This is a genomic window from Stenotrophomonas sp. AN71 (genome assembly GCF_050435725.1).
GTDB lineage: Bacteria > Pseudomonadota > Gammaproteobacteria > Xanthomonadales > Xanthomonadaceae > Stenotrophomonas.
On record NZ_JBNDKU010000006.1, the window covers coordinates 240,987 to 260,577 of the forward strand.

A 19,591-nucleotide genomic window follows, 5' to 3' on the forward strand; every position below is an offset into this window, starting at 1 on the left:
CAACAGGTAATCCACCGCAGGGGGTGGAAATCAGGGCGCGATGTACTGCTGGGTCTTGCTGTCGAAGCGGTAGCGCACGGCATCGCCGGCACCCAGTGCGCGGGTCGTGCCAGGGCTTTCGATGGTGGTGCCCTTGAAGGTCACGCTCAGCTGCGGCAGGCCGTTGCCGTCGGCAATGAAGGCGAGTTCGCCCTTGCTGTCGGTGCATGGCATTACGTTGCCGTCGTCGCAGGCGGCACTGTTGTCCTCGCCGGTGCGCACCGAACCGACATAGCGCCACACCTTGCTGTCCAGATCGTCTTCGCTGCGCTTGGGGTTGAACAGCAGCAGGGCGTAGCCGCTGCTGCTGATGCCACGGTCGAAACTGCGGGTCGGCACCGCCAGCAGCAGGCGGCCGTCCGCGGTGTGGTGTTCGATCGGCGTACGCCGGGTATCGACGTCGTCGGCCTTGTCATAGGCACCAAGCGCGCCGATGGTCCATTCCTGGCCACGGAACTTCCACGGCTTCTTCGCATCGCCACCGGCCAGCACGAAGGTGGCTTCGGCCAGGTTGGCGCGATCGTCCGGGCCGGCCGGCTGCTGCTCGCCCGGCTTGCCGTAGTGCTCGCGGGTATCCCAGGAAAAACCGGTGTAGTAGGTGGCGCCATCCAGGGTGAAGGTGTGGCCGAACCAGAAGGTCGCCACGCTGCCGTTCTGGACCTCGTAGGAGGTCGCGCCGTCGCCGTCCACCTGGTAGGTGAAATACATCACGGTCGGTGCGTTGGGCGGGGTGACGGCGTCGTCGGGGGAGGGCTTCTGCATCGGGGCAACATCCTGTCGGGGCGCGTTGGCAGCCTGCGCAGGCGCAGGCTGGGAGGACGAGGGGGCCGGATCGGCGGCGCTGCAGGCGGCAGCGGAAAGAGAGACGAGCAGGCACGCCGCGAATGCGCGCAAGGGCCGCAACGGCAGGGTCCAACGCAGCTCGGGGGGGTAGTACATGCGCCTCTCCATGGTCAGCGTTGCCGGGCCAGACGGCCGGCAGGAAACCGCACCCCATCCATCAGGGACGGGAGCGAGGACATGAGCCGGTCGATTCCTTCGACCTCGCATTGAGAACTCATGCCGGACCATCTTGGCACAGATCCGCAGGTCGTCAAAGAGGCGGGCTATTTATGTGATCTGGTTATCAGATCTTGCCGTCGCGCAGATAGTCGAACAGCTCGGCGTCACCCTTCAGGCCCAGCTTGAGCATGGCGTCGCCCTTCTGCCGGCTGATGGTGCTGACGCTCTTGTGCAGCTGCAGGGAAATCTCCTTCACCGTCATACCGGTGCCGAGCAGCCGCAGCACCTCCACCTCGCGCGGTGACAGCGGTTTGCCATCGCCCTCGCGCATGCGCCAGCTGCCGGCCGCCTCGACCCGCTCGCGCAGGCTGCGGCTGATGTAGAGCTGGCCGCGATAGACCGACTGGATGGCCTGCGGCAGCTCGTCCATCGACGAACTCTTGTCGACCAGGCCGAGCACGCCACTGTCGAGCACCATGCGCAGGATCGCCAGGTTGCTGGAGACGCTGAGCATCAGCACCGGCAGGTCGGGGTGGCGGCGGCGGATCATTCCGATCATGGCGAAGCCGTCAGCCTGCGGGCTGCCGGGCATGGAATAGTCGGTGACCAGCAGGTCGCAGGGCTGGCTGGCGAGAAGGACCATCAGGGCCTGCGCACTGTCGGCCTCGCCGACCACGCGGCCGACGCCGCTCGACTCGATGACGGCGCGGGTGCCGATACGGACCACCGGGTGGTCGTCTGCGATGATGATGCGCAAGCTCATGCTCTAGTATGACCATCGGGCACGCCGGGCCGCGACCATCGCGGTCCCTGGCAGGATTCTAGGAGATCGACGCAGATGCGTAGGTGGGCTGTTCGCGGGCTGCTCCTGCTGCTGGCCGTGCTGGCCGTGCCTGTGGCGCCGGCACAGCCGGCCGACGGCCTGCTGCCGCTCAGCACGGTGCAGCGCGAGTACCTGGTGGCGCATCCAACCATCGTTGTCGGTCAGTATGACAGTGGCTGGCCCCCCTTCGAATCCCTCCGTGATGGCCAGCAGGTCGGCATGGGGCCGGACTACCTGTCGCATCTTGCACGCCAGCTCGGTGTGAAGATTACCGCACGACGCTATCCGGACTGGACGTCCGTGCTGGACGCGGCGTGCCGAGGCGAGATCGACGTGGTGATGAATGTCGGGCTCAGTGCCGACCGCACTCGCTGCATGGTCTATACCGCCCCCTACGCCGAAGCACCGCTGGCCCTGGTGGGCCGACCTGGTGATCTGCGTGCCTCGGAAAAACCCGACCTGGATGGTCTGCGGGTGGTGATCGAGCAGGATTTCCTGACCGCGCCACAGGTGCGCGCCCGTTTTCCTCGTGCCCGTCAGCTTGTCGCAAACAACACGTTGACGGCGTTGGAGATGGTCAGAGACGACAAGGCCGACGTCTATCTGGGCAATGCCCATGTCGCCACCGAGCTGATCGCGAGCCGGCGCCTGCAGGGCGTGGCGCTGCTGCGCCCCAGCGACCTGCCGCCCGAGCGCCTGCACTTCGGCGTGCCCAACGGCAAGCAGCCCCTGGCCGAAGCGCTGGATCTGGCACTGGCCGCCACCAGCCAGGCAGAGCGCGACGCGCTGGAGCGGCGCTGGCTGTCTCCGCCAAAGTGGTCGGCATCGGCACAGCTGGCGTTGAGCCAGGCCGAAAAGCGGGTGCTGGAGCAGCCGTTGAAGATCGGCTTCGCACCGAATGCGGCGCCGCTGTCGTTCACCGGCGAGGATGGCAAGGCCAGTGGCCTGGCCAGCGAGTACCTGCACCGCTTGATGCAGGCCGGCGCCAACCTGCAGATCGAGAACAGCCATGACTGGTACGAGGTACGCGAGAAGGCCCGTCGCGGTGAACTGCAGGCGGTGATGGGGATTCCCGCCGATTCGCGCTACCTGGGGCCGGACTGGGTGTTCAGCCAGCCCTTCATCAGTGTGCCGAACGTGATCGTCAGCAGGAGTGATGCTGCACCGCTGCTGGGCCTGGCGGATCTGCAGGGCAAGCGCGTGCTGCTGTCCGATCCGGAGCGGGTGCGGGGCTATGTGCTGCAGCAGGCGCCGCAGGCCCGGATCATCGCTGCGCGCAGCGCGGAACAGGCGCTGCAGCGCCTGCTGGATGGCGAGGCCGATGCCTATGTCGGCAATCTTGCGCTGGTCGATCATCAGCTGCGCAGCCGCTTCCCGGGGCGGCTGCAGGTGGCGGCCCCGGCAGGCTTCAACGACCAGCTGGTGCTGGCGGTGGAGCGACGCCATGCGGCCCTGGCCACCACCTTCGACCGCCTGCTGCTGCAGATGACTCCACGCCAGCGCGAAGCGCTGCGCAGTGCCTGGCTGGCGGTGGAGTACCGCAACGGCATCGACTGGAACAATGCGCTGCGCTGGGGCGTGCCGGTGCTGCTGGTCCTGCTGACCGCGATGCTGGTGCATGGCGTGGGCCATTGGCGCCTGCGTCGTGAGGTGGCCGGACGCCGGCAGCTGGAGCAGCGCCTGGCCGAAGTCACCGACAACCTGCCGGCGGTGGTCTATCAGGCACGCCGCGATGCCGACGGCACGCTCAGTTTCCCGTTCATTGCCGGCGACCTGCAGGCGCTGTTCGGCATCACCCGGCAGCAGGCCGAACAGGATGCACGGATGCTGCTGGAGCGCATCGAGGAGAACGATCGTGCGCATATCCTCCAGTGCATCGAACAGGCTGCGCGCCAGTTCGCTCCACTGATCCTGGAGTTCCGCCTGCGCGGTGATGAAGGAGCCGCGCGCTGGGTGCGCAGCCAGGCCCATCCCTATGCTGCCGAGGAAGGGGCCGTCACCTGGAGCGGCTACTGGGTGGATGTGAGCGAGGCGCGGCTGCAGGCCGAGGCGCTGACGGCGGCGAAGGCCGAAGCGGAGCAGGCGACCGAGGCAAAATCGCGCTTCCTGGCGACCATGAGCCACGAGATCCGCACGCCGATGAGTGGCGTGCTGGGCATGCTGGAAGTGCTGGCGCATTCGCCGCTGGACGCCGAACAGCAACGCATCCTTGGCGTGATCGAGGATTCGGCGCAGATGCTGCGGCAGATCCTCGATGACATCCTCGACTACTCGCGGCTGGAAGCGGGCGCGTTGCGTCTGGAGCCGGTACCGCAACCTCTGCGTCCGCTGCTGGAGAGCGTGTGCCGGCTGTTGTCCGCGCAGGCCAGTGCGCGTGGCCTGGCGCTGCACGTGCAGATCGATCCGCAGCTGGCGCCGGCGCATGAGGTCGACGGCGTGCGGTTGCGCCAGATCGTGTTCAACCTGCTCAGCAATGCCATCAAGTTCACCGCACAGGGGGAAGTGCGCCTGCAACTGGAGGTGCTGGGGACGACCACGGAGGATGGCCTGCAGCCACTGTGCCTGAGCGTGACCGACACCGGCATGGGCATCGCGCCGGATCAGCTGCAGCACCTGTTTGCACCCTTCACCCAGGCTGGCGCCTACATCCAGCGTGACCATGGCGGTACCGGCCTGGGCCTGAGCATCTGCCAGCGCCTGGTGCAGATGATGGACGGCGAGCTGGCCCTGCACAGCACATTGGGTGAAGGCACCCGCGCCGAAGTGCGGGTATCGCTGGTGGAAGCCGGCAGCGACGACGCGGCGGCGCTGGTGGCCGAGCAGGACCAGGCTGCGCTGCTGCCGGCCGCGTTGCGCCAGGCACGGGTGCTGGTGATCGAGGACCACCCGACCAACCAGGCGATGATGGCCTGGCGCCTGCAACAGCTGGGTGTGCCGTATGTATTGCTGGGCGATGGCCAGCAGGCGCTGGACCGGCTGTTGGTGGAGTCCTTCGACCTGGTCATCACCGACTGCCGGATGCCGGTACTCGATGGATTCGGCTTCACCCGCCTGCTGCGCGAACGCGAGGATCGCAATGGTCAGGCGCGGCTGACGGTGCTGGCATTGACCGCCAGCGTGCTGGATGACGACGCGCGTCGCTGCCGTGAAGCCGGCATGGACGAAGTGCTGGCCAAGCCGCTGTCGCTGGCGACGCTGCGCGCCGCGTTGCTGCGCTGGTTGCCGCAGGCACAAGGCCAATCGTTCGATGCGCCGTTGCACGATGCTGCCGCCGATGACGGTGAAGGGCTACCCGACTTCGCCTCCCTGCAGCAGCGCTATGGCTCACGCGAGGTTGCCGAGCAGCTGCGTGACAGCCTGCTGCAGGCCAGTGAAATCGATCTGGCGGCGGTGCAGCGTGCGCTGCAGGCCGGCGACCGCGAGACGGCCGCTCGGCACCTGCATCGCCAGGCCGGTGGCCTCGGCGCGGTGGGGGCGCGTGCGCTTGCCAGCCAGGCCAACACGCTGGTGGAACGCCTGCAGGATGCAGCCGAGCCCGATCCGGCGCCGTTGTTTGCGGCTGTGGCGGCGTTCGTGGCACGGCTGCAGCATCAGCTGCAGCGCCTGGCTCACTGAGCCGACTGCTGCTGCAGGTAGGCGATCACCAGCGCACGGCGCTCGGCGCTGGGAAACGCGTTGTACATGCGCGTGCCGGGCACCAGGTGGGTCGGCGACTGCAGGAAGGCGTCCAGGGTCTGCGCGGTCCAGGTCAGGTCGGCGCGCCGCATGCCTTCGGAATAGCCGTAGTCGGACAGGCTGCCGGCGCGACGGCCGATCACGCCGTGCAGGTTCGGCCCGAAGCGGTGGATGCCGCCGGGTTGCACGGTGTGGCAACCGGCACACAGTTCGAACGCGCGCTGCATGGCCTGCTGGTGCGCCTGTTCGGGCGTGGCCGGGGCTGCAGGTGGGCGCTGGCAGGCGCTGGCGGCCAGCGCGACGGCAACGATGATGAGCAAGCGGAAAGCACGCATGGGCGGGCAGGATAGCGCTGTGGTGGAGCGACCGGGCTGCGACACGCGGTCGCAGCCCGGGGCGATCACATGCCCGAGTAATTCGGGCCGCCGCCGCCCTGCGGGGTCACCCAGACGATGTTCTGGGTCGGGTCCTTGATGTCGCAGGTCTTGCAGTGCACGCAGTTCTGCGCGTTGATCTGCAGCCGCGCGTTGTCGGCTTCGCCAACGAACTCGTACACGCCGGCCGGGCAATAGCGCGCTTCCGGACCGGCGTACTCGGCGAGGTTGACCTTCACCGGAATGCTCGGATCCTTCAGCGTCAGGTGGCTGGGCTGGTTTTCGTCGTGGTTGGTGCTGCTCAGGAACACCGAACTGAGACGATCGAAGGTCAGCACGCCATCCGGCTTCGGATAGGTGATGCGGGTGTGCTTGGAGGCCGGCTCCAGGCAGGCATGGTCCGGCAGTGTGCGGTGCAGGGTCCACGGCGGGTTGCGCACGCCCAGCTTCGGCAGCAGCCACTGCTCCACGCCGGTCATCAGCGTGGCCACGGTCTGGCCCTTCTTGAACCACTGCTTGAAGTTCTTGGCCTGCTGCAGTTCGGTGAACAGCCAGCTGGCTTCGAAGGCCTTCGGGTAGGCACTGAGTTCGTCGTGCTGGCGGTCGGCGGCCAGCGCGTCGAAGGCGGCATCGGCGCACAGCATGCCGGTCTTGATCGCCGCATGGCTGCCCTTGATGCGGCTGGCGTTGAGGTAGCCGGCCTCGCAGCCGACCAGGGCGCCACCGGGGAACACCGTCCTGGGCAGCGACAGCAGGCCGCCGGCGGTGATGGCACGTGCGCCGTAACCGATGCGGGTGCCGCCTTCCAGGTGCTTGCGGATCGACGGATGGGTCTTGAAGCGCTGGAATTCCTCGAACGGGCTCAGCCACGGGTTCCTGTAGTCCAGGCCGACCACGTAGCCGATGGCGACCTTGCCGCCGTCGGCGTGGTACAGGAACGCGCCGCCGTAGGTGTCGCTGTCCAGCGGCCAGCCGGCGGCGTGCACCACCAGGCCCGGCTCATGCTTGGCCGGATCGATCTGCCACAGTTCCTTGATGCCGATGCCGTAGGCCTGCGGGTCCTTGCCTTCGTCGAGCTTGTAGCGGGCGATCAGCTGGCGGCCGAGGTGGCCGCGCGCGCCTTCGGCGAAGATCGTGTATTTGGCCTGCAGCGCCATGCCGCGCTCGAACGCCGGGCCGATGCTGCCGTCCTTCTCGATGCCCATATCGCCGGTGGCCACGCCGATCACTTCACCGTTGTCGCCGTACAGCACTTCGGCGGCGGCGAAGCCGGGGAAGATCGCCACTTCCAGCGCTTCGGCCTGCTGCGCCAGCCAGCGGGTCACTTCCCCCAGGCTGATGATGTAGTTGCCTTCGTTGTGGAAGCATTCCGGCAGCAACGCGTTGGGCGTGCTGCGCGCGCCTGTCTCGCTGAGGAACAGGAATTCGTCGCGGGTGACTTTCTGCTTCAGCGGGGCGCCACGTTCGGCCCAGTCCGGGAACAGTTCGGTCAGCGCGCGCGGATCCATCACCGCACCGGACAGCACGTGCGCACCCGGTTCGGAGCCCTTTTCCAGCACGCACACCGACAGCTCGCGGCCGGCTTCGATCGCGCGCTGGCGCAGGCGGATCGCGGTGGCCAGGCCGGCGGGGCCGGCGCCGACGATCACCACGTCGAACTCCATTACTTCACGCGGGGGCAGGGCGTTGGCTTCAGCGCTCATCGATTGCATGACTCGTGGGTAGTGCCGGCATCGGGGCCACCGGCGGTTGCCTGGGAATCGCGCGTGCGGCCACGGGCGAAACGGTTGTTTGAATGTGTCAGGGTACCGGGCCGCGCCGGATCCAGCTAGATCGCCGACGTTCACACCACGATTGTTGCGGTGCAGCGTAATGTCCTGGCCCCGGATGACCGACAATGGTCCAGTCCTGACTGCGCGTGAGTGCCATGGCTTTGCATCCGTACGATCTGTTCGATGTCCGTTCCCTGCTCAGCGAGGAAGAGCGCGCGGTGCAGGACAGCGTTGCCCGTTTCACCAACGAACGCGTGCTGCCGATCATCGGCGATGCCTTCGACCAGGCCCGTTTCCCGGCCGAACTGGTGCCGGAAGTAGCCTCGCTGGGCCTGCTCGGTGCGACGCTGCCGGCCGAGTACGGCGGGGGTGATCTGGGGGCGGTCAGCTATGGCCTGATCTGCCAGGAGCTGGAGCGCGGCGACTCGGGCCTGCGCAGTTTCGTCTCGGTGCAGAGCTCGCTATGCATGTACCCGATCTACGCCTACGGCAGTGAGGAACAGCGCCGGCAGTGGTTGCCAGCGATGGCGCGTGGCGAGCTGATCGGCTGCTTCGGCCTGACCGAGGCGCATGGCGGTTCCGATCCGGCCAGCATGAAGACCCGTGCGGTGCGTGACGGCAGCGACTGGCGCATCAACGGCAGCAAGATGTGGATCACCAGCGGCCCGGTGGCCGACCTGGCCATCATCTGGGCGCAGACCGAGGACGGCATCCAGGGCTTCGTGCTGGAAAAGGGCATGGCCGGTTTCACCACGCAGGAAATCAAGCACAAGATGAGCCTGCGCGCCTCGCTGACCGGTGCGCTGTATTTCGATGACGTGCGCGTGCCGGACACGCATCGCCTGCCGAATGTAAAAGGCCTGAAGGGGCCGCTGGGTTGCCTGACCCAGGCCCGTTACGGCATCAGCTGGGGCCCGATCGGCGCCGCCATCGCCTGCCTGGATGAAGCGCTGGGCTATGCCAAGGAACGCGTGCTGTTCGGCCGTCCGCTGGCGGCCACCCAGAGCGCGCAGATCAAGCTGGCCGAGATGGCCCGCCGCATCACCACCGCCCAGCTGCTGGCACTGCAGCTGGGCCGCTTGAAGGAAGCCGGCCAGCTGCAACCGCAGCAGGTCAGTCTGGCCAAGTGGAACAATTGCCGCATGGCCATCGACATCGCCCGCGAATGCCGCGATCTGCTGGGAGGCGCGGGTATCACCACCGAGCACGTGGCGATCCGCCATGCACTGAACCTGGAATCGGTGATCACCTATGAAGGCACCGAGACCGTGCACCAATTGGTGATCGGCCGCGAACTGACCGGCATCAGCGCGTTCTGAAACCGGATTCCGGTGGGTGCCAGCCTTGGTTGGCACTGCGGCCGCGCGCGGAAGGCATCCACGCATGGCGTGGATCTACCGGTCTACGCGGAAGGCATCCACGTGCGGCGTGGAACCATCGGTCTACGTGGAAGGCATCTACGTGCGGGGTGGATCCATCGGGTAGATGCCAACCTCGGTTGGCATGCGGCGGTTCACGCGCCGCCGGCAAATCCGTGCTGGCGCCACGCCTCGTACATCACCACGGCCACGGTGTTGGAAAGGTTGAGGCTGCGGTTGTCCGGCCGCATCGGCAGGCGCAGGCGATGTCCATCGGGCAACGCATCGAGCACGTCCTGGGGCAGGCCACGGCTTTCCGGGCCGAACAGGAAGGCATCGCCATCTTCAAAGGCCACGCTGTCATAGCGGACGCTGGCCCGGGTACTCAGGGCGAACAGTCGTTTCGGCGCGATCCGCGCCAGCGCGGTGTCCAGGTCGGGGTGCACCTGCAGGCGCGAGTACTCATGGTAGTCCAGTCCGGCGCGCTTGAGCTGCTTGTCGTCCAGTGCGAAGCCGAGCGGCTCGACCAGGTGCAGCTGCGCGCCGGTGTTGGCGCAGAGCCGGATCACATTGCCCGTGTTGGGCGGGATTTCCGGTTGGAACAGGATCACGTGGAACTGGGGCGCGGCATTCATCGGCGCAGTGTACCTGCGACGGCCGCCGCCTTTACGGCGCACGCCCTGCACGAGGCAGGGCGGCACCGGTTACGGGCGCAGCAGGACCTGGGCGGTTTCGGTGGCCAGGGCCTGCAGGTCGGCGGCGCTCGGGCGCACCTGCAGGGCCGGCAGGTTGACGATCACCTGGTTGGCAACGCTGGTGGCGGCAGCAGCCAGGGTGGCGGCGTAGCGCTGGGCTTCCTGCTCGGCGGCCAGGGCGACGCGCTGTTCCAGGCTCGGGCGCACTTCCACCGAGGCCAGGGTGGCGATCGGCATCGCGGCAGCGACCGGGGCGGCGATGTAGCCAGCGCGCTCGGCCAGCTGGTCGGCGCTCGGGCGCACTTCCACGGTGGCCAGGGTCGGGATGCCGCTGGTGCGTTCCCAGGCCTGCTGGGCCAGCTGGTCGGCGGCCGGGCGGACCTGCACGGTGGACAGGGTCTTGATGGATTCGGAGGCCTGCACCGACGAAACAACCGCGGTGCCGGCGATCAGGGCGATGGCGATGGCAATGGTCTTGGTGTTCATGACGGGGCCTGTTTAGTGTTGGTGAGCAGTGGTGTGGTAGTAAGGTAGTACACCGATTCTGGGGATGCAAGGGAAATTTTCGATTTCCTGCGTTTGTTCAGTCTTCAGTCAGCTTTTGTCTGAAGCCCTTCCTGGCGCAGGAAGTACCAAGCAATCCGCGTGCCAACTTTTAATCATTGATTTGTAAGGCTTTTTGTAGGTCAAAAAAGTGTCCGGTGGGCGGACACCTGTCCATTCGATGTGCCGCGGACACTGTCCGGACGCCTTCTGCCGGTACATGTGACGGTTGAGGACCGCAGGCAGGGGCGCTGGATGACCCACCGGGGCAAACACCCCCAGTGACTGCCGACCGATTCCTGCCATTGCACGCGCAGGCTAGGATCGGGGTTCACCTATGTGACCAAGGATCTGGATATGCCTCTCGCCCTTCGCCCGCGCGCCGCACTGCTGGCCGTTGCCCTCAGCACCGCCCTGGGCACGCTTGCGCCCACCTCTGCCCTGGCGGCCAAGCCGGCGGCACCGGCCAAGGTCGATATTCCGTATGAGCAGTTCACCCTGCCCAACGGCCTGCGGGTGATCGTGCATACCGATCGCAAGGCGCCGATCGTCGCGGTCAATGTCTGGTACCACGTGGGCAGCAAGGACGAGCCGGCCGGCCGCACCGGCTTCGCGCACCTGTTTGAGCACCTGATGTTCCAGGGCAGCGAAAACCACGACGGCGAATTCTTCGAACCGTTCAAGCAGGTGGGCGCCACCAACCAGAACGGCACCACCAACACTGACCGCACCAACTACTTCGAGAACGTGCCGACCACCGCGCTGGACATGGCGCTGTGGATGGAATCGGACCGCATGGGCCATCTGGTCGGCGCGATCGACCAGGCGGCGCTGGACGAGCAGCGTGGCGTGGTGCAGAACGAGAAGCGTCAGGGCGAAAACCAGCCCTATGGACAGGCTTGGGATCAGCTCAACAAGGCGATGTACCCGGCCGGCCACCCGTACCATCACGGCGTGATCGGCTCGATGAACGATCTCAACGCCGCGTCGCTGGACGACGTGAAGACCTGGTTCCGCACCTGGTACGGCCCGAACAACGCGGTGCTGGTGCTGGCCGGTGACATCGACCTGGCCACCGCCAAGGAAAAGGTGGCCAAGTACTTCGGCAGCATCCCCGCCGGCCCCACCATGGCGCAGCCGGCGGTGAACGTGGCCAAGCGCACCGCCGATACCCGCGAGACGATGACCGACAAGGTGCCGCAGGCGCGCATCTACCGCGCCTGGAACGTGCCGCAGGTCGGCACTGCCGAGGTCGATCAGCTGCAGCTGTTCGCGCAGGTACTGGGCGGCGCCAAATCCTCGCGGCTGAGTCAGCGCCTGCAGCACCAGGACAAGCTGGTGGACAGCATCGGTTCGGGCCTGTCGACCTCCCAGCTGGGCTCCAACTTCGTGATCATGGCCACGGTCAAGCAGGGCCAGGACCCGGCCAAGGTCGAGAAGATCATCGACGAAGAACTGGACCGCCTGATCAAGCAGGGCCCGACCGCGGCCGAACTGGAGCGCGCCAAGACCGGTGCCCGCGCCGGCTTCATCCGCGGCATCGAGCGCATCGGTGGCTTCGGCGGCAAGGCCGACGCACTGGCCGAGTGCGCGGTGTTCACCGGCGACCCGGGCTGCTTCCGCACCTCGCTGGCCAACATCGAGAAGGCCTCCGCCGCCGACCTGAGCCGTCTGGGCGCACAGTGGCTGGACAAGGGCAGCCACACCCTGGTGATCGCACCGGGCGAGCGCGTGGCGCTGAAGGAAGACCCGAGCCAGGCCCCGAAGCCGTTCACTGTGCCGGCGGTGGACGCCAAGTACAGCACCCTGCCTGAGCAGGTGGACCGCAAGGCAGGTGTGCCGCAGACCCGCGAGTTCCCGCAGCTGAAGTTCCCGGCGTTGCAGCGCGCCACGCTGAAGAACGGTACCCAGGTGATCCTGGCCGAGCGCCATGAAATTCCGGTGGTGCAGTTCAGCTACCAGTTCCCGGGCGGCTTCAGCGCCGACCAGGGCCGCAAGCCGGGCACCGCCAACTTCACCATGAGCCTGATGACCGAAGGCGCCGGCAAGCTCGGTTCGCTGGCCTTCGCCGATGCCGCCGATGCGCTGGGCGCCGGCCTGGATGCCTCGGCCGGACTGGATTCGATGAGCGTGGACCTGTCGGCACTGAAGGAGAACCTGGCACCGTCACTGGCGTTGTATGCCAGCCTGCTGCGCGAGCCGCGCTTCGAGCAGGGCGAGATCGACCGGGTCAAGGCGACCTGGATCGCCGGCATCCAGCAGGAGAAGGTCAACCCGGGTGCGGTGGCGATGCGCGTGCTGCCGCCGCTGCTGTACGGCAAGGGCCACCCGTATGCCATTCCGTTCACCGGCAGCGGTGACGAGGCGGCGATCAATGGCCTGACCCGTGAGGACCTGGTCGACTTCCATCACGACTGGCTGCGTCCGCAGAACGGCACCCTGATCGTGGTGGGTGATACCACGCTGGCCGAAATCGTGCCGTTGCTGGACAAGCAGCTGGCCGACTGGAAGGCCACCGGCGAGGCACCGCAGGTCAAGGCGGCCACCGACGTGGCGCTGCCGAAGGGCCCGCGCGTGTTCCTGATCGACCAGCCGGGCGCGGTGCAGGCCAACCTGTTCGCCGGCCAGGTGGTGCCGCCGTCCAGCGCGACCAGTTCGACCCGCTTCGACATCGCCAATGGTGTGATCGGCGGCGACTTCACCTCACGCCTGAACATGAACCTGCGCGAGGACAAGCACTGGTCGTACGGTGCGCGCAGCAGCGCGGTCAATTCGGTGGGCCAGCGCCCGTGGATGGCCAGCGCGCCGGTGCAGATCGACAAGACCGGCCCGGCGATGGCGGAAATGCGCAAGGAAATCGCCGCGTTCGCCGATGGCAGCAAGCCGGCCACTGCCGCCGAGGTCAACCGCATCCGCAACATCCAGACCCTGAGCCTGCCCGGTGCCTACGAGACCGCCAGCGCAGTGGCGGCGACCATCGGTTCGATCGTGCAGTTCAAGCGTCCGGACGATTACGTGCTGCGCCGCAAGGCCGAGATCGAGGCGATGACCCCGGCGCAGGTGCAGCAGGCCGCCGCCGAGATCAAGCCGCAGGCCCTGACCTGGGTGGTGGTGGGTGATCTCAAGCAGACCGAAGCGGCCGTGCGTGCGCTGAACCTGGGCGAGGTGACGGTGATCGACGCCGAAGGCAATCCGGTCAAGAAGTAAGGCAATACGTCGGCCAGGGGTCGGACCCCTCCCCTCGGGAGGGCTCCGACCCCCACCGTGCATTCGGGGTCAGAGCCCTCTGCGAGGGATCTGACCTCGGCCCCGGCTACCCCCGATTCAGGCTGTTCAGGCAGAATCCCCCCATACCCTTCCAGGATCTGCCCATGCGCGTTCTGCTGCTTTCCTCCCTGCTGCTCACCGTCACCGCCTGTACCTGGGTGCCGATCGAACCGGCGGGCAAGGCGACCCGCGTGCTGCCGGCAGGCCCGATCCCGGCGGGCTGCATCGCCAAGGGCGAGGTGGTGGTCACCGTGAAGAGCAAGGTCGGTTTCTACAACCGCAACCCGCTGCGCGTGCAGGAAGAGCTGGAAACCCTGGCCCGCAACGAGGCCCCCAGCACCGGCGCCAACGCCGTGCAGGCCGCTGCGGCACCCGCCGATGGCAGCCAGCGCTTCGCCGCGTTCCAGTGCCCGCCGCGCTGAACCGGGCACCATACGGCCAAGGCTGAATCCGTAAAGATGCGGTGAAGGCCCCGGGGGTTATAGAATAGCGCCCCCTTTTGCCTGAGCCTTGGCGCTAACCTCGATGCTCTTCAAGAATGTCTCGATCGCCGGCCTGGCCCATGTCGATGCGCCGCATACGCTGACGACCAAGGAAATCAACGAACGCCTGCAGCCGACGTTGGATCGCCTGGGTATCCGCACCGATGTGCTCGGCGATATTGCCGGCATCCACGCACGCCGACTGTGGGACAACGGCGTGCTCGCCTCCGATGCCGCCACCATGGCTGGCCGCAAGGCGCTGGAAGACGCAGGCATCAATGCGACGCAGGTGGGCCTGCTGGTCAATACCTCGGTCAGCCGTGACTACCTGGAGCCGTCCACCGCCTCCATCGTCTCGGGCAACCTTGGCGTCAGCGACGAGTGCATGACTTTCGACGTCGCCAATGCCTGCCTGGCCTTCATCAACGGCATGGACATCGCCGCGCGCATGATCGAGCGCGGTGATATCGACTACGCGCTGGTGGTGGATGGCGAGACCGCCAACCTGGTGTACGAGAAGACCCTGGAGCGGATGACCGCCCCGGACGTCACCGCCGACGACTTCCGCAACGAGCTGGCGGCCCTGACCACCGGTTCGGGTGCGGCCGCGATGGTGATGGCGCGCTCGGAGCTGGTGCCGGACGCGCCGCGCTACAAGGGCGGCGTGACCCGCTCGGCCACCGAGTGGAACCAGCTGTGCCTGGGCAACCTGGACCGCATGGTCACCGACACCCGCCTGCTGCTGATCGAGGGCATCAAGCTGGCCCAGAAGACCTTCTCCGCTGCCAAGATCGCCCTTGGCTGGGCCGTGGAAGAGCTGGACCAGTTCGTCATCCACCAGGTCAGCCAGCCGCATACCGCCGCGTTCATCAAGAACTTCGGCATCGACCCGAAGAAGGTCATGACCATCTTTGGCGAGCACGGCAACATCGGGCCGGCCTCGGTGCCGATCGTGCTGAGCAAGCTCAAGCAGCTGGGCAAGCTGAAGAAGGGCGACCGCATCGCGCTTCTGGGCATCGGCTCGGGCCTGAACTGCTCGATGGCCGAAGTGGTCTGGTAAAAAAGTCACCGCTGACCCGCTGCGTGATTGCCTGGCGGGCGCGGCCGGTGCTCGGAATCCTCATGTACCCACGTACACTCCGGTTCCTGCGCGCCGTCCGCACCCACCAGCCAATCGCTCGCGACGGACAGCGATGATTTTTCCAAGTGTCCAAGGGCCGGTTCTACCGGCCCTTTTTACAGGTGCGATCCGATGTCCCAGCTTCCCGGTTACCCCGCCCACCCGCAGCGCTTCGAGGTACGCCCCGGCCTGTCGATGAGTTATCTCGACGAAGGCCCGCGCGACGGCGAGGTGGTGGTGATGGTGCACGGCAATCCATCGTGGAGCTATTACTGGCGCACGCTGGTGGCTGGCCTGTCAGACAAGTACCGCTGCATCGTGCCGGACCACATCGGCATGGGCCTGTCGGACAAGCCCGATGACAACCGCTACGAATACACCCTGCAGTCGCGCGTGGACGATCTCGATGCGCTGCTGAAGCACCTGGGCATCACCGGCCCGGTGACCCTGGCCGTGCACGACTGGGGCGGCATGATCGGCTTCGGCTGGGCGCTGTCGCACCATGAGCAGGTCAAGCGCCTGGTGGTGCTCAATACTGCCGCGTTCCCGATGCCGGCAGCGAAGAAGATGCCGTGGCAGATCGCGCTGGGCCGCCACTGGAAGATCGGTGAGTGGATCATCCGCACCTTCAACGCGTTCTCCTCCGGTGCCTCGTGGCTGGGCGTGGAGCGCAAGATGCCGGCGGACGTGCGTCGCGCCTATGTGTCGCCGTACAACAGCTACGCCAACCGCATCAGCACCATCCGCTTCATGCAGGACATTCCGCTGTCGCCGGCCGACAAGGCGTGGTCACTGCTGGAGCGTGCCGGCAAGGCGCTGCCGTCCTTCGCGGATCGGCCGGCCTTCCTCGGCTGGGGCCTGCGTGACTTCGTGTTCGACCACCACTTCCTGAAGGGCTTCCAGGCCGCGCTGCCGCAGGCGCAGGTGCATGCCTTCGAGGATGCCGGCCACTACGTGCTGGAAGACAAGCATGAGGTGCTGGTGCCGGAAATCCGCGCGTTCCTGGACAAGAACGCGCTGTAACCGGATGCGGGGTCGGATCCCTCTCGCAGAGAGGGCTCTGACCCCATCTGCAACGGAACCTTTCGGTAGCGCCGGGCCATGCCCGGCGTAGTCGTACATGGGGTCAGAGCCGTTTCCGTGCCGGAAACGGATCCGACCCCGCCCGTCACGCCGCGATCGGTGCCTGCGGTGGCGAGGAGGGGCTGTTGCCGTTGTCGTCCGGATGGTCGTCGTCGTTGCCGGCTTCATCGCGCCAGCGCCAGTCGGCCAGGGTCAGCGGATCCAGGCCATAGGCGATACGTGCCTTGTCGCACTGCGGGCTGGCCTTGCCGTACTCCCACGATGCGTCCACCTCACGGCACACGCTGGGCCGGTTGGGGTGGATGGTGCAGCGTGAATACACGCCGATCTGCGCATCCAGCGCCACACATCGCACCGGCTTGGAATGGGTGCCACGCATGCACAGGCGGTGCGGGTCGAGCACCTCGGTCAGCTGGTGCGGCACGCCGCCGGGGGTGACCTCGTCCGACTCCATCCAGTGGAAGGCCACGCGGTATTGGGTGCAGCAAGCGCCGCAGGTCATGCAGGGATGTTGCATGGGCATGCCGCCTCGGGCGGCAGTCGGAATCGGGAACGAGGGTGCGGATTTTCCACGAAGCGGGCCGCCGCGCAAGAAATTCCGTAAGCGGCGACAATGAACGGATGAACCGACCCTGCAACATTGCTGCCCGGCTGCCTGAACTGGCGCGTGAACGTCCCGATCAGATCGCCATCCGCTGCCCGGGTCGCCGCGGCGCCGGCAACGGCATGGCCGCCTATGACGTGACCCTGGATTACCGCCAGCTGGATGCCCGCAGCGATGCCATGGCCGCCGGCTTGGCCGGCTACGGGATCGGCCGCGGGGTGCGCACGGTGGTGATGGTGCGGCCGTCGCCGGAGTTCTTCCTGCTGATGTTCGCGCTGTTCAAGCTGGGCGCGGTGCCGGTGCTGGTCGATCCGGGCATCGACAGGCGCGCGCTGAAGCAGTGCCTGGACGAGGCGCAGCCGGAGGCCTTCATCGGCATCCCGCTGGCCCATGTGGCGCGGCTGGTACTGCGCTGGGCGCCGTCGGCGACCCGTTTGGTCACCGTCGGTCGCCGCGTGGGCTGGGGCGGTACCACCCTGGCCGCGCTGGAGCGTGCCGGTGCCGGTGCCGGTGCCGGTGCGGGGCCGATGCTGGCCGACACCGATGGCGAGGACATGGCCGCGATCCTGTTCACCAGCGGCTCCACCGGCGTGCCCAAGGGCGTGGTCTACCGCCATCGCCACTTCGTCGGCCAGATCCAGCTGCTGGGCAGCGCGTTCGGCATGGAAGCGGGTGGGGTGGACCTGCCGACCTTCCCCCCGTTCGCGCTGTTCGATCCGGCGCTGGGCCTGACCTCGGTGATTCCGGACATGGACCCGACGCGGCCGGCGCAGGCCGACCCGGCACGCCTGCACGACGCCATCCAGCGTTTCGGGGTGACCCAGCTGTTTGGCTCGCCGGCGCTGATGCGGGTGCTGGCACGACATGGGCGGCCGCTGCCGACGGTGACCCGGGTGACCTCGGCCGGTGCACCGGTGCCGCCGGACGTGGTCGCCACCATCCGCAACCTGCTGCCGGCCGATGCCCAGTTCTGGACACCGTATGGCGCCACCGAGTGCCTGCCGGTGGCGGTGGTCGAGGGGCGCGAGCTGGAGCGTACGCGCGCCGCCACCGAGGGCGGTGCAGGTACCTGCGTCGGCAGTGTGGTCGCACCGAACGAGGTGCGCATCATCGCCATCGACGACGCGCCGTTACCGGACTGGTCGCAGGCCCGCGTTCTGGCCGTGGGCGAGATCGGTGAGATCACCGTGGCCGGGCCGACCGCCACCGACAGTTACTTCAACCGTCCGCAGGCGACGGCGGCGGCGAAGATCAGCGAAACGCTGGCCGATGGCAGTGTCCGCATCGTGCATCGGATGGGCGATGTCGGCTACTTCGATGCGCAGGGGCGGCTGTGGTTCTGTGGCCGCAAGACCCATCGCGTGGAAACCGCGCGCGGGCCGCTGTACACCGAACAGGTCGAGCCGGTGTTCAACACCGTGCCCGGGGTGGCACGCACGGCGTTGGTCGGCGTCGGCGCGGCGGGTGCGCAGACGCCGGTGCTGTGCGTTGAGCTGCAGCGTGGCCAGTCCGACAGCCCCGCCTTGCGCGAGGCGCTGCATGCCACGGCCGCCGCGCGACTGCCCGAGATGAAGCTGGAACACGTGCTGATGCATCCGGCCTTCCCCGTCGACATCCGTCACAACGCCAAGATCGGCCGCGAGAAGCTCGCCGTCTGGGCCCGCGCCGAACTGGAGAAGCGCGCATGAAGATCCTGGTCACCGGTGGTGGTGGTTTCCTTGGCCAGGCGCTGTGCCGCGGCCTGGTTGAACGTGGCCACCAGGTGCTGGCGTTCAACCGCAGCCATTACCCGGAACTGCAGGCGCTGGGCGTGGGCCAGATCCGCGGCGACCTGGCCGATCCGCAGGCGGTGCTGCATGCGGTGGCCGGCGTCGATGCGGTGTTCCACAACGGTGCCAAGGCCGGCGCGTGGGGCAGCTATGACAGCTACCACCAGGCCAACGTGGTCGGTACCGACAACGTCATCGCGGCCTGCCGTGCGCATGGCATCGGCAAGCTGGTCTACACCTCAACGCCCAGCGTGACCCATCGCGCCACGCACCCGGTGGAAGGACTGGGTGCGGACGACGTGCCGTATGGCGAAAATTTCCAGGCGCCGTATGCGGCGACCAAGGCGATTGCAGAACAACGGGTACTGGCTGCCAATGACACGACCCTGGCGACCGTGGCGTTGCGTCCGCGGCTGATCTGGGGCCCGGGTGACCAGCAGCTGGTGCCGCGTCTGGCCGAGCGCGCGCGCCAAGGCCGCCTGCGCCTGGTCGGCGACGGTAGCAACAAGGTCGATACCACCTATATCGACAACGCTGCGCTGGCGCATTTCCTCGCCTTCGAGGCGCTGGCACCGGGCGCGGCCTGCGCCGGCAAGGCGTACTTCATTTCCAATGGCGAGCCGCTGCCGATGCGCGAACTGGTCAACAAGCTGCTGCAGGCGGTGGGTGCGCCGACCGTGGACAAGGCGATCAGCTTCAAGACCGCCTATCGCATCGGTGCTGTGTGCGAGCGGCTGTGGCCGCTGCTGCGCCTGCGCGGCGAGCCGCCGCTGACCCGCTTCCTGGCCGAGCAGCTGTGCACGCCACATTGGTACAGCATGGAGCCTGCGCGTCGCGATTTCGGTTACGTGCCGCAGGTCAGCATCGAAGAAGGGCTGCGCAGGCTGAAGGCTTCATCTGCCGCATAGGTCGCCATCACTGGTTGCACACCGCCAGATCGGGAGGATGGACCCACGCCATCCAACGGCCCGGACATCTGCGAGGA

Annotated in this window: 15 protein-coding genes and 1 other RNA gene; 9 read left to right on the plus strand and 7 right to left on the minus strand. The window is 67.2% G+C overall.

All coding sequences use genetic code 11. From position 1 onward, the window contains the following. Nucleotides 1–30: 30 nt before the first annotated feature. The gene (locus tag ABH900_RS12055) at nt 31–801 is read right to left on the minus strand and encodes a hypothetical protein (protein ID WP_429623097.1); all 771 of its coding nucleotides are present in this window, start codon (nt 799–801) and stop codon (nt 31–33) included. A 364-nt stretch (nt 802–1,165) separates the two neighbouring features. After that, a complete protein-coding gene (locus ABH900_RS12060; protein ID WP_429623099.1) occupies nt 1,166–1,804 on the minus strand; it encodes a response regulator in 639 nt (212 codons plus the stop codon). A 75-nt stretch (nt 1,805–1,879) separates the two neighbouring features. On the opposite strand from ABH900_RS12060, the gene ABH900_RS12065 reads away from it, so the two are divergent. Further along, nucleotides 1,880–5,479 (plus strand): ATP-binding protein, encoded by a 3,600-nt coding sequence (locus tag ABH900_RS12065; protein WP_429623100.1) that lies wholly within the window; start codon nt 1,880–1,882, stop codon nt 5,477–5,479. On the opposite strand, the gene ABH900_RS12070 is transcribed toward ABH900_RS12065, so the two are convergent. Next, nucleotides 5,473–5,874 (minus strand): c-type cytochrome, encoded by a 402-nt coding sequence (locus tag ABH900_RS12070; protein WP_429623102.1) that lies wholly within the window; start codon nt 5,872–5,874, stop codon nt 5,473–5,475. The genes ABH900_RS12065 and ABH900_RS12070 overlap by 7 nt on opposite strands. Before the next feature lie 65 nt (nt 5,875–5,939). Further along, nucleotides 5,940–7,616 carry an electron transfer flavoprotein-ubiquinone oxidoreductase gene (locus ABH900_RS12075; protein ID WP_429623103.1) on the minus strand — a complete coding sequence of 559 codons (1,677 nt, stop codon included), beginning with the start codon at nt 7,614–7,616 and terminating at the stop codon, nt 5,940–5,942. 224 nt (nt 7,617–7,840) lie between these two features. On the opposite strand from ABH900_RS12075, the gene ABH900_RS12080 reads away from it, so the two are divergent. Continuing rightward, complete coding sequence (locus tag ABH900_RS12080) at nt 7,841–9,004, plus strand: acyl-CoA dehydrogenase family protein (protein WP_429623105.1); 1,164 nt, start codon at nt 7,841–7,843, stop codon at nt 9,002–9,004. Nucleotides 9,005–9,198: 194 nt separating this feature from the next. On the opposite strand, the gene ABH900_RS12085 is transcribed toward ABH900_RS12080, so the two are convergent. Beyond that, nucleotides 9,199–9,678 carry a tRNA (cytidine(34)-2'-O)-methyltransferase gene (locus ABH900_RS12085; protein WP_429623107.1) on the minus strand — a complete coding sequence of 160 codons (480 nt, stop codon included), beginning with the start codon at nt 9,676–9,678 and terminating at the stop codon, nt 9,199–9,201. A 69-nt stretch (nt 9,679–9,747) separates the two neighbouring features. Further along, complete coding sequence (locus ABH900_RS12090) at nt 9,748–10,224, minus strand: hypothetical protein (protein WP_429623108.1); 477 nt, start codon at nt 10,222–10,224, stop codon at nt 9,748–9,750. 414 nt (nt 10,225–10,638) lie between these two features. Here ABH900_RS12090 and ABH900_RS12095 point away from each other — a divergent pair, with 414 nt between their 5' ends. The 5 genes from ABH900_RS12095 to ABH900_RS12115 all read left to right on the plus strand — a co-directional run bounded on the left by ABH900_RS12095 (nt 10,639) and on the right by ABH900_RS12115 (nt 16,173). Beyond that, the gene (locus ABH900_RS12095) at nt 10,639–13,488 is read left to right on the plus strand and encodes a M16 family metallopeptidase (protein WP_429623109.1); all 2,850 of its coding nucleotides are present in this window, start codon (nt 10,639–10,641) and stop codon (nt 13,486–13,488) included. A gap of 164 nt (nt 13,489–13,652) precedes the next feature. Continuing rightward, nucleotides 13,653–13,970 carry a DUF4156 domain-containing protein gene (locus tag ABH900_RS12100; protein WP_429623110.1) on the plus strand — a complete coding sequence of 106 codons (318 nt, stop codon included), beginning with the start codon at nt 13,653–13,655 and terminating at the stop codon, nt 13,968–13,970. 103 nt (nt 13,971–14,073) lie between these two features. Next, nucleotides 14,074–15,090 carry a 3-oxoacyl-ACP synthase III gene (locus ABH900_RS12105; RefSeq protein ID WP_049429808.1) on the plus strand — a complete coding sequence of 339 codons (1,017 nt, stop codon included), beginning with the start codon at nt 14,074–14,076 and terminating at the stop codon, nt 15,088–15,090. Nucleotides 15,091–15,152: 62 nt separating this feature from the next. Continuing rightward, nucleotides 15,153–15,234: non-coding RNA, sX9 sRNA (locus tag ABH900_RS12110), on the plus strand. A gap of 48 nt (nt 15,235–15,282) precedes the next feature. Beyond that, a complete protein-coding gene (locus ABH900_RS12115; RefSeq protein ID WP_429623112.1) occupies nt 15,283–16,173 on the plus strand; it encodes an alpha/beta fold hydrolase in 891 nt (296 codons plus the stop codon). A 145-nt stretch (nt 16,174–16,318) separates the two neighbouring features. Here ABH900_RS12115 and ABH900_RS12120 read toward each other — a convergent pair whose 3' ends face one another. Further along, nucleotides 16,319–16,750: a YkgJ family cysteine cluster protein gene (locus tag ABH900_RS12120; protein ID WP_046985344.1), complete on the minus strand. Its 432-nt coding sequence runs from the start codon at nt 16,748–16,750 to the stop codon at nt 16,319–16,321. Nucleotides 16,751–16,854: 104 nt separating this feature from the next. On the opposite strand from ABH900_RS12120, the gene oleC reads away from it, so the two are divergent. Both oleC and oleD read left to right on the plus strand, forming a co-directional pair. Further along, nucleotides 16,855–18,525: an olefin beta-lactone synthetase gene (oleC, locus tag ABH900_RS12125; protein WP_429623113.1), complete on the plus strand. Its 1,671-nt coding sequence runs from the start codon at nt 16,855–16,857 to the stop codon at nt 18,523–18,525. After that, the gene (oleD, locus tag ABH900_RS12130) at nt 18,522–19,514 is read left to right on the plus strand and encodes a 2-alkyl-3-oxoalkanoate reductase (protein WP_429623115.1); all 993 of its coding nucleotides are present in this window, start codon (nt 18,522–18,524) and stop codon (nt 19,512–19,514) included. Before oleC ends, oleD begins: the two co-directional genes overlap by 4 nt. Nucleotides 19,515–19,591: the final 77 nt, after the last annotated feature.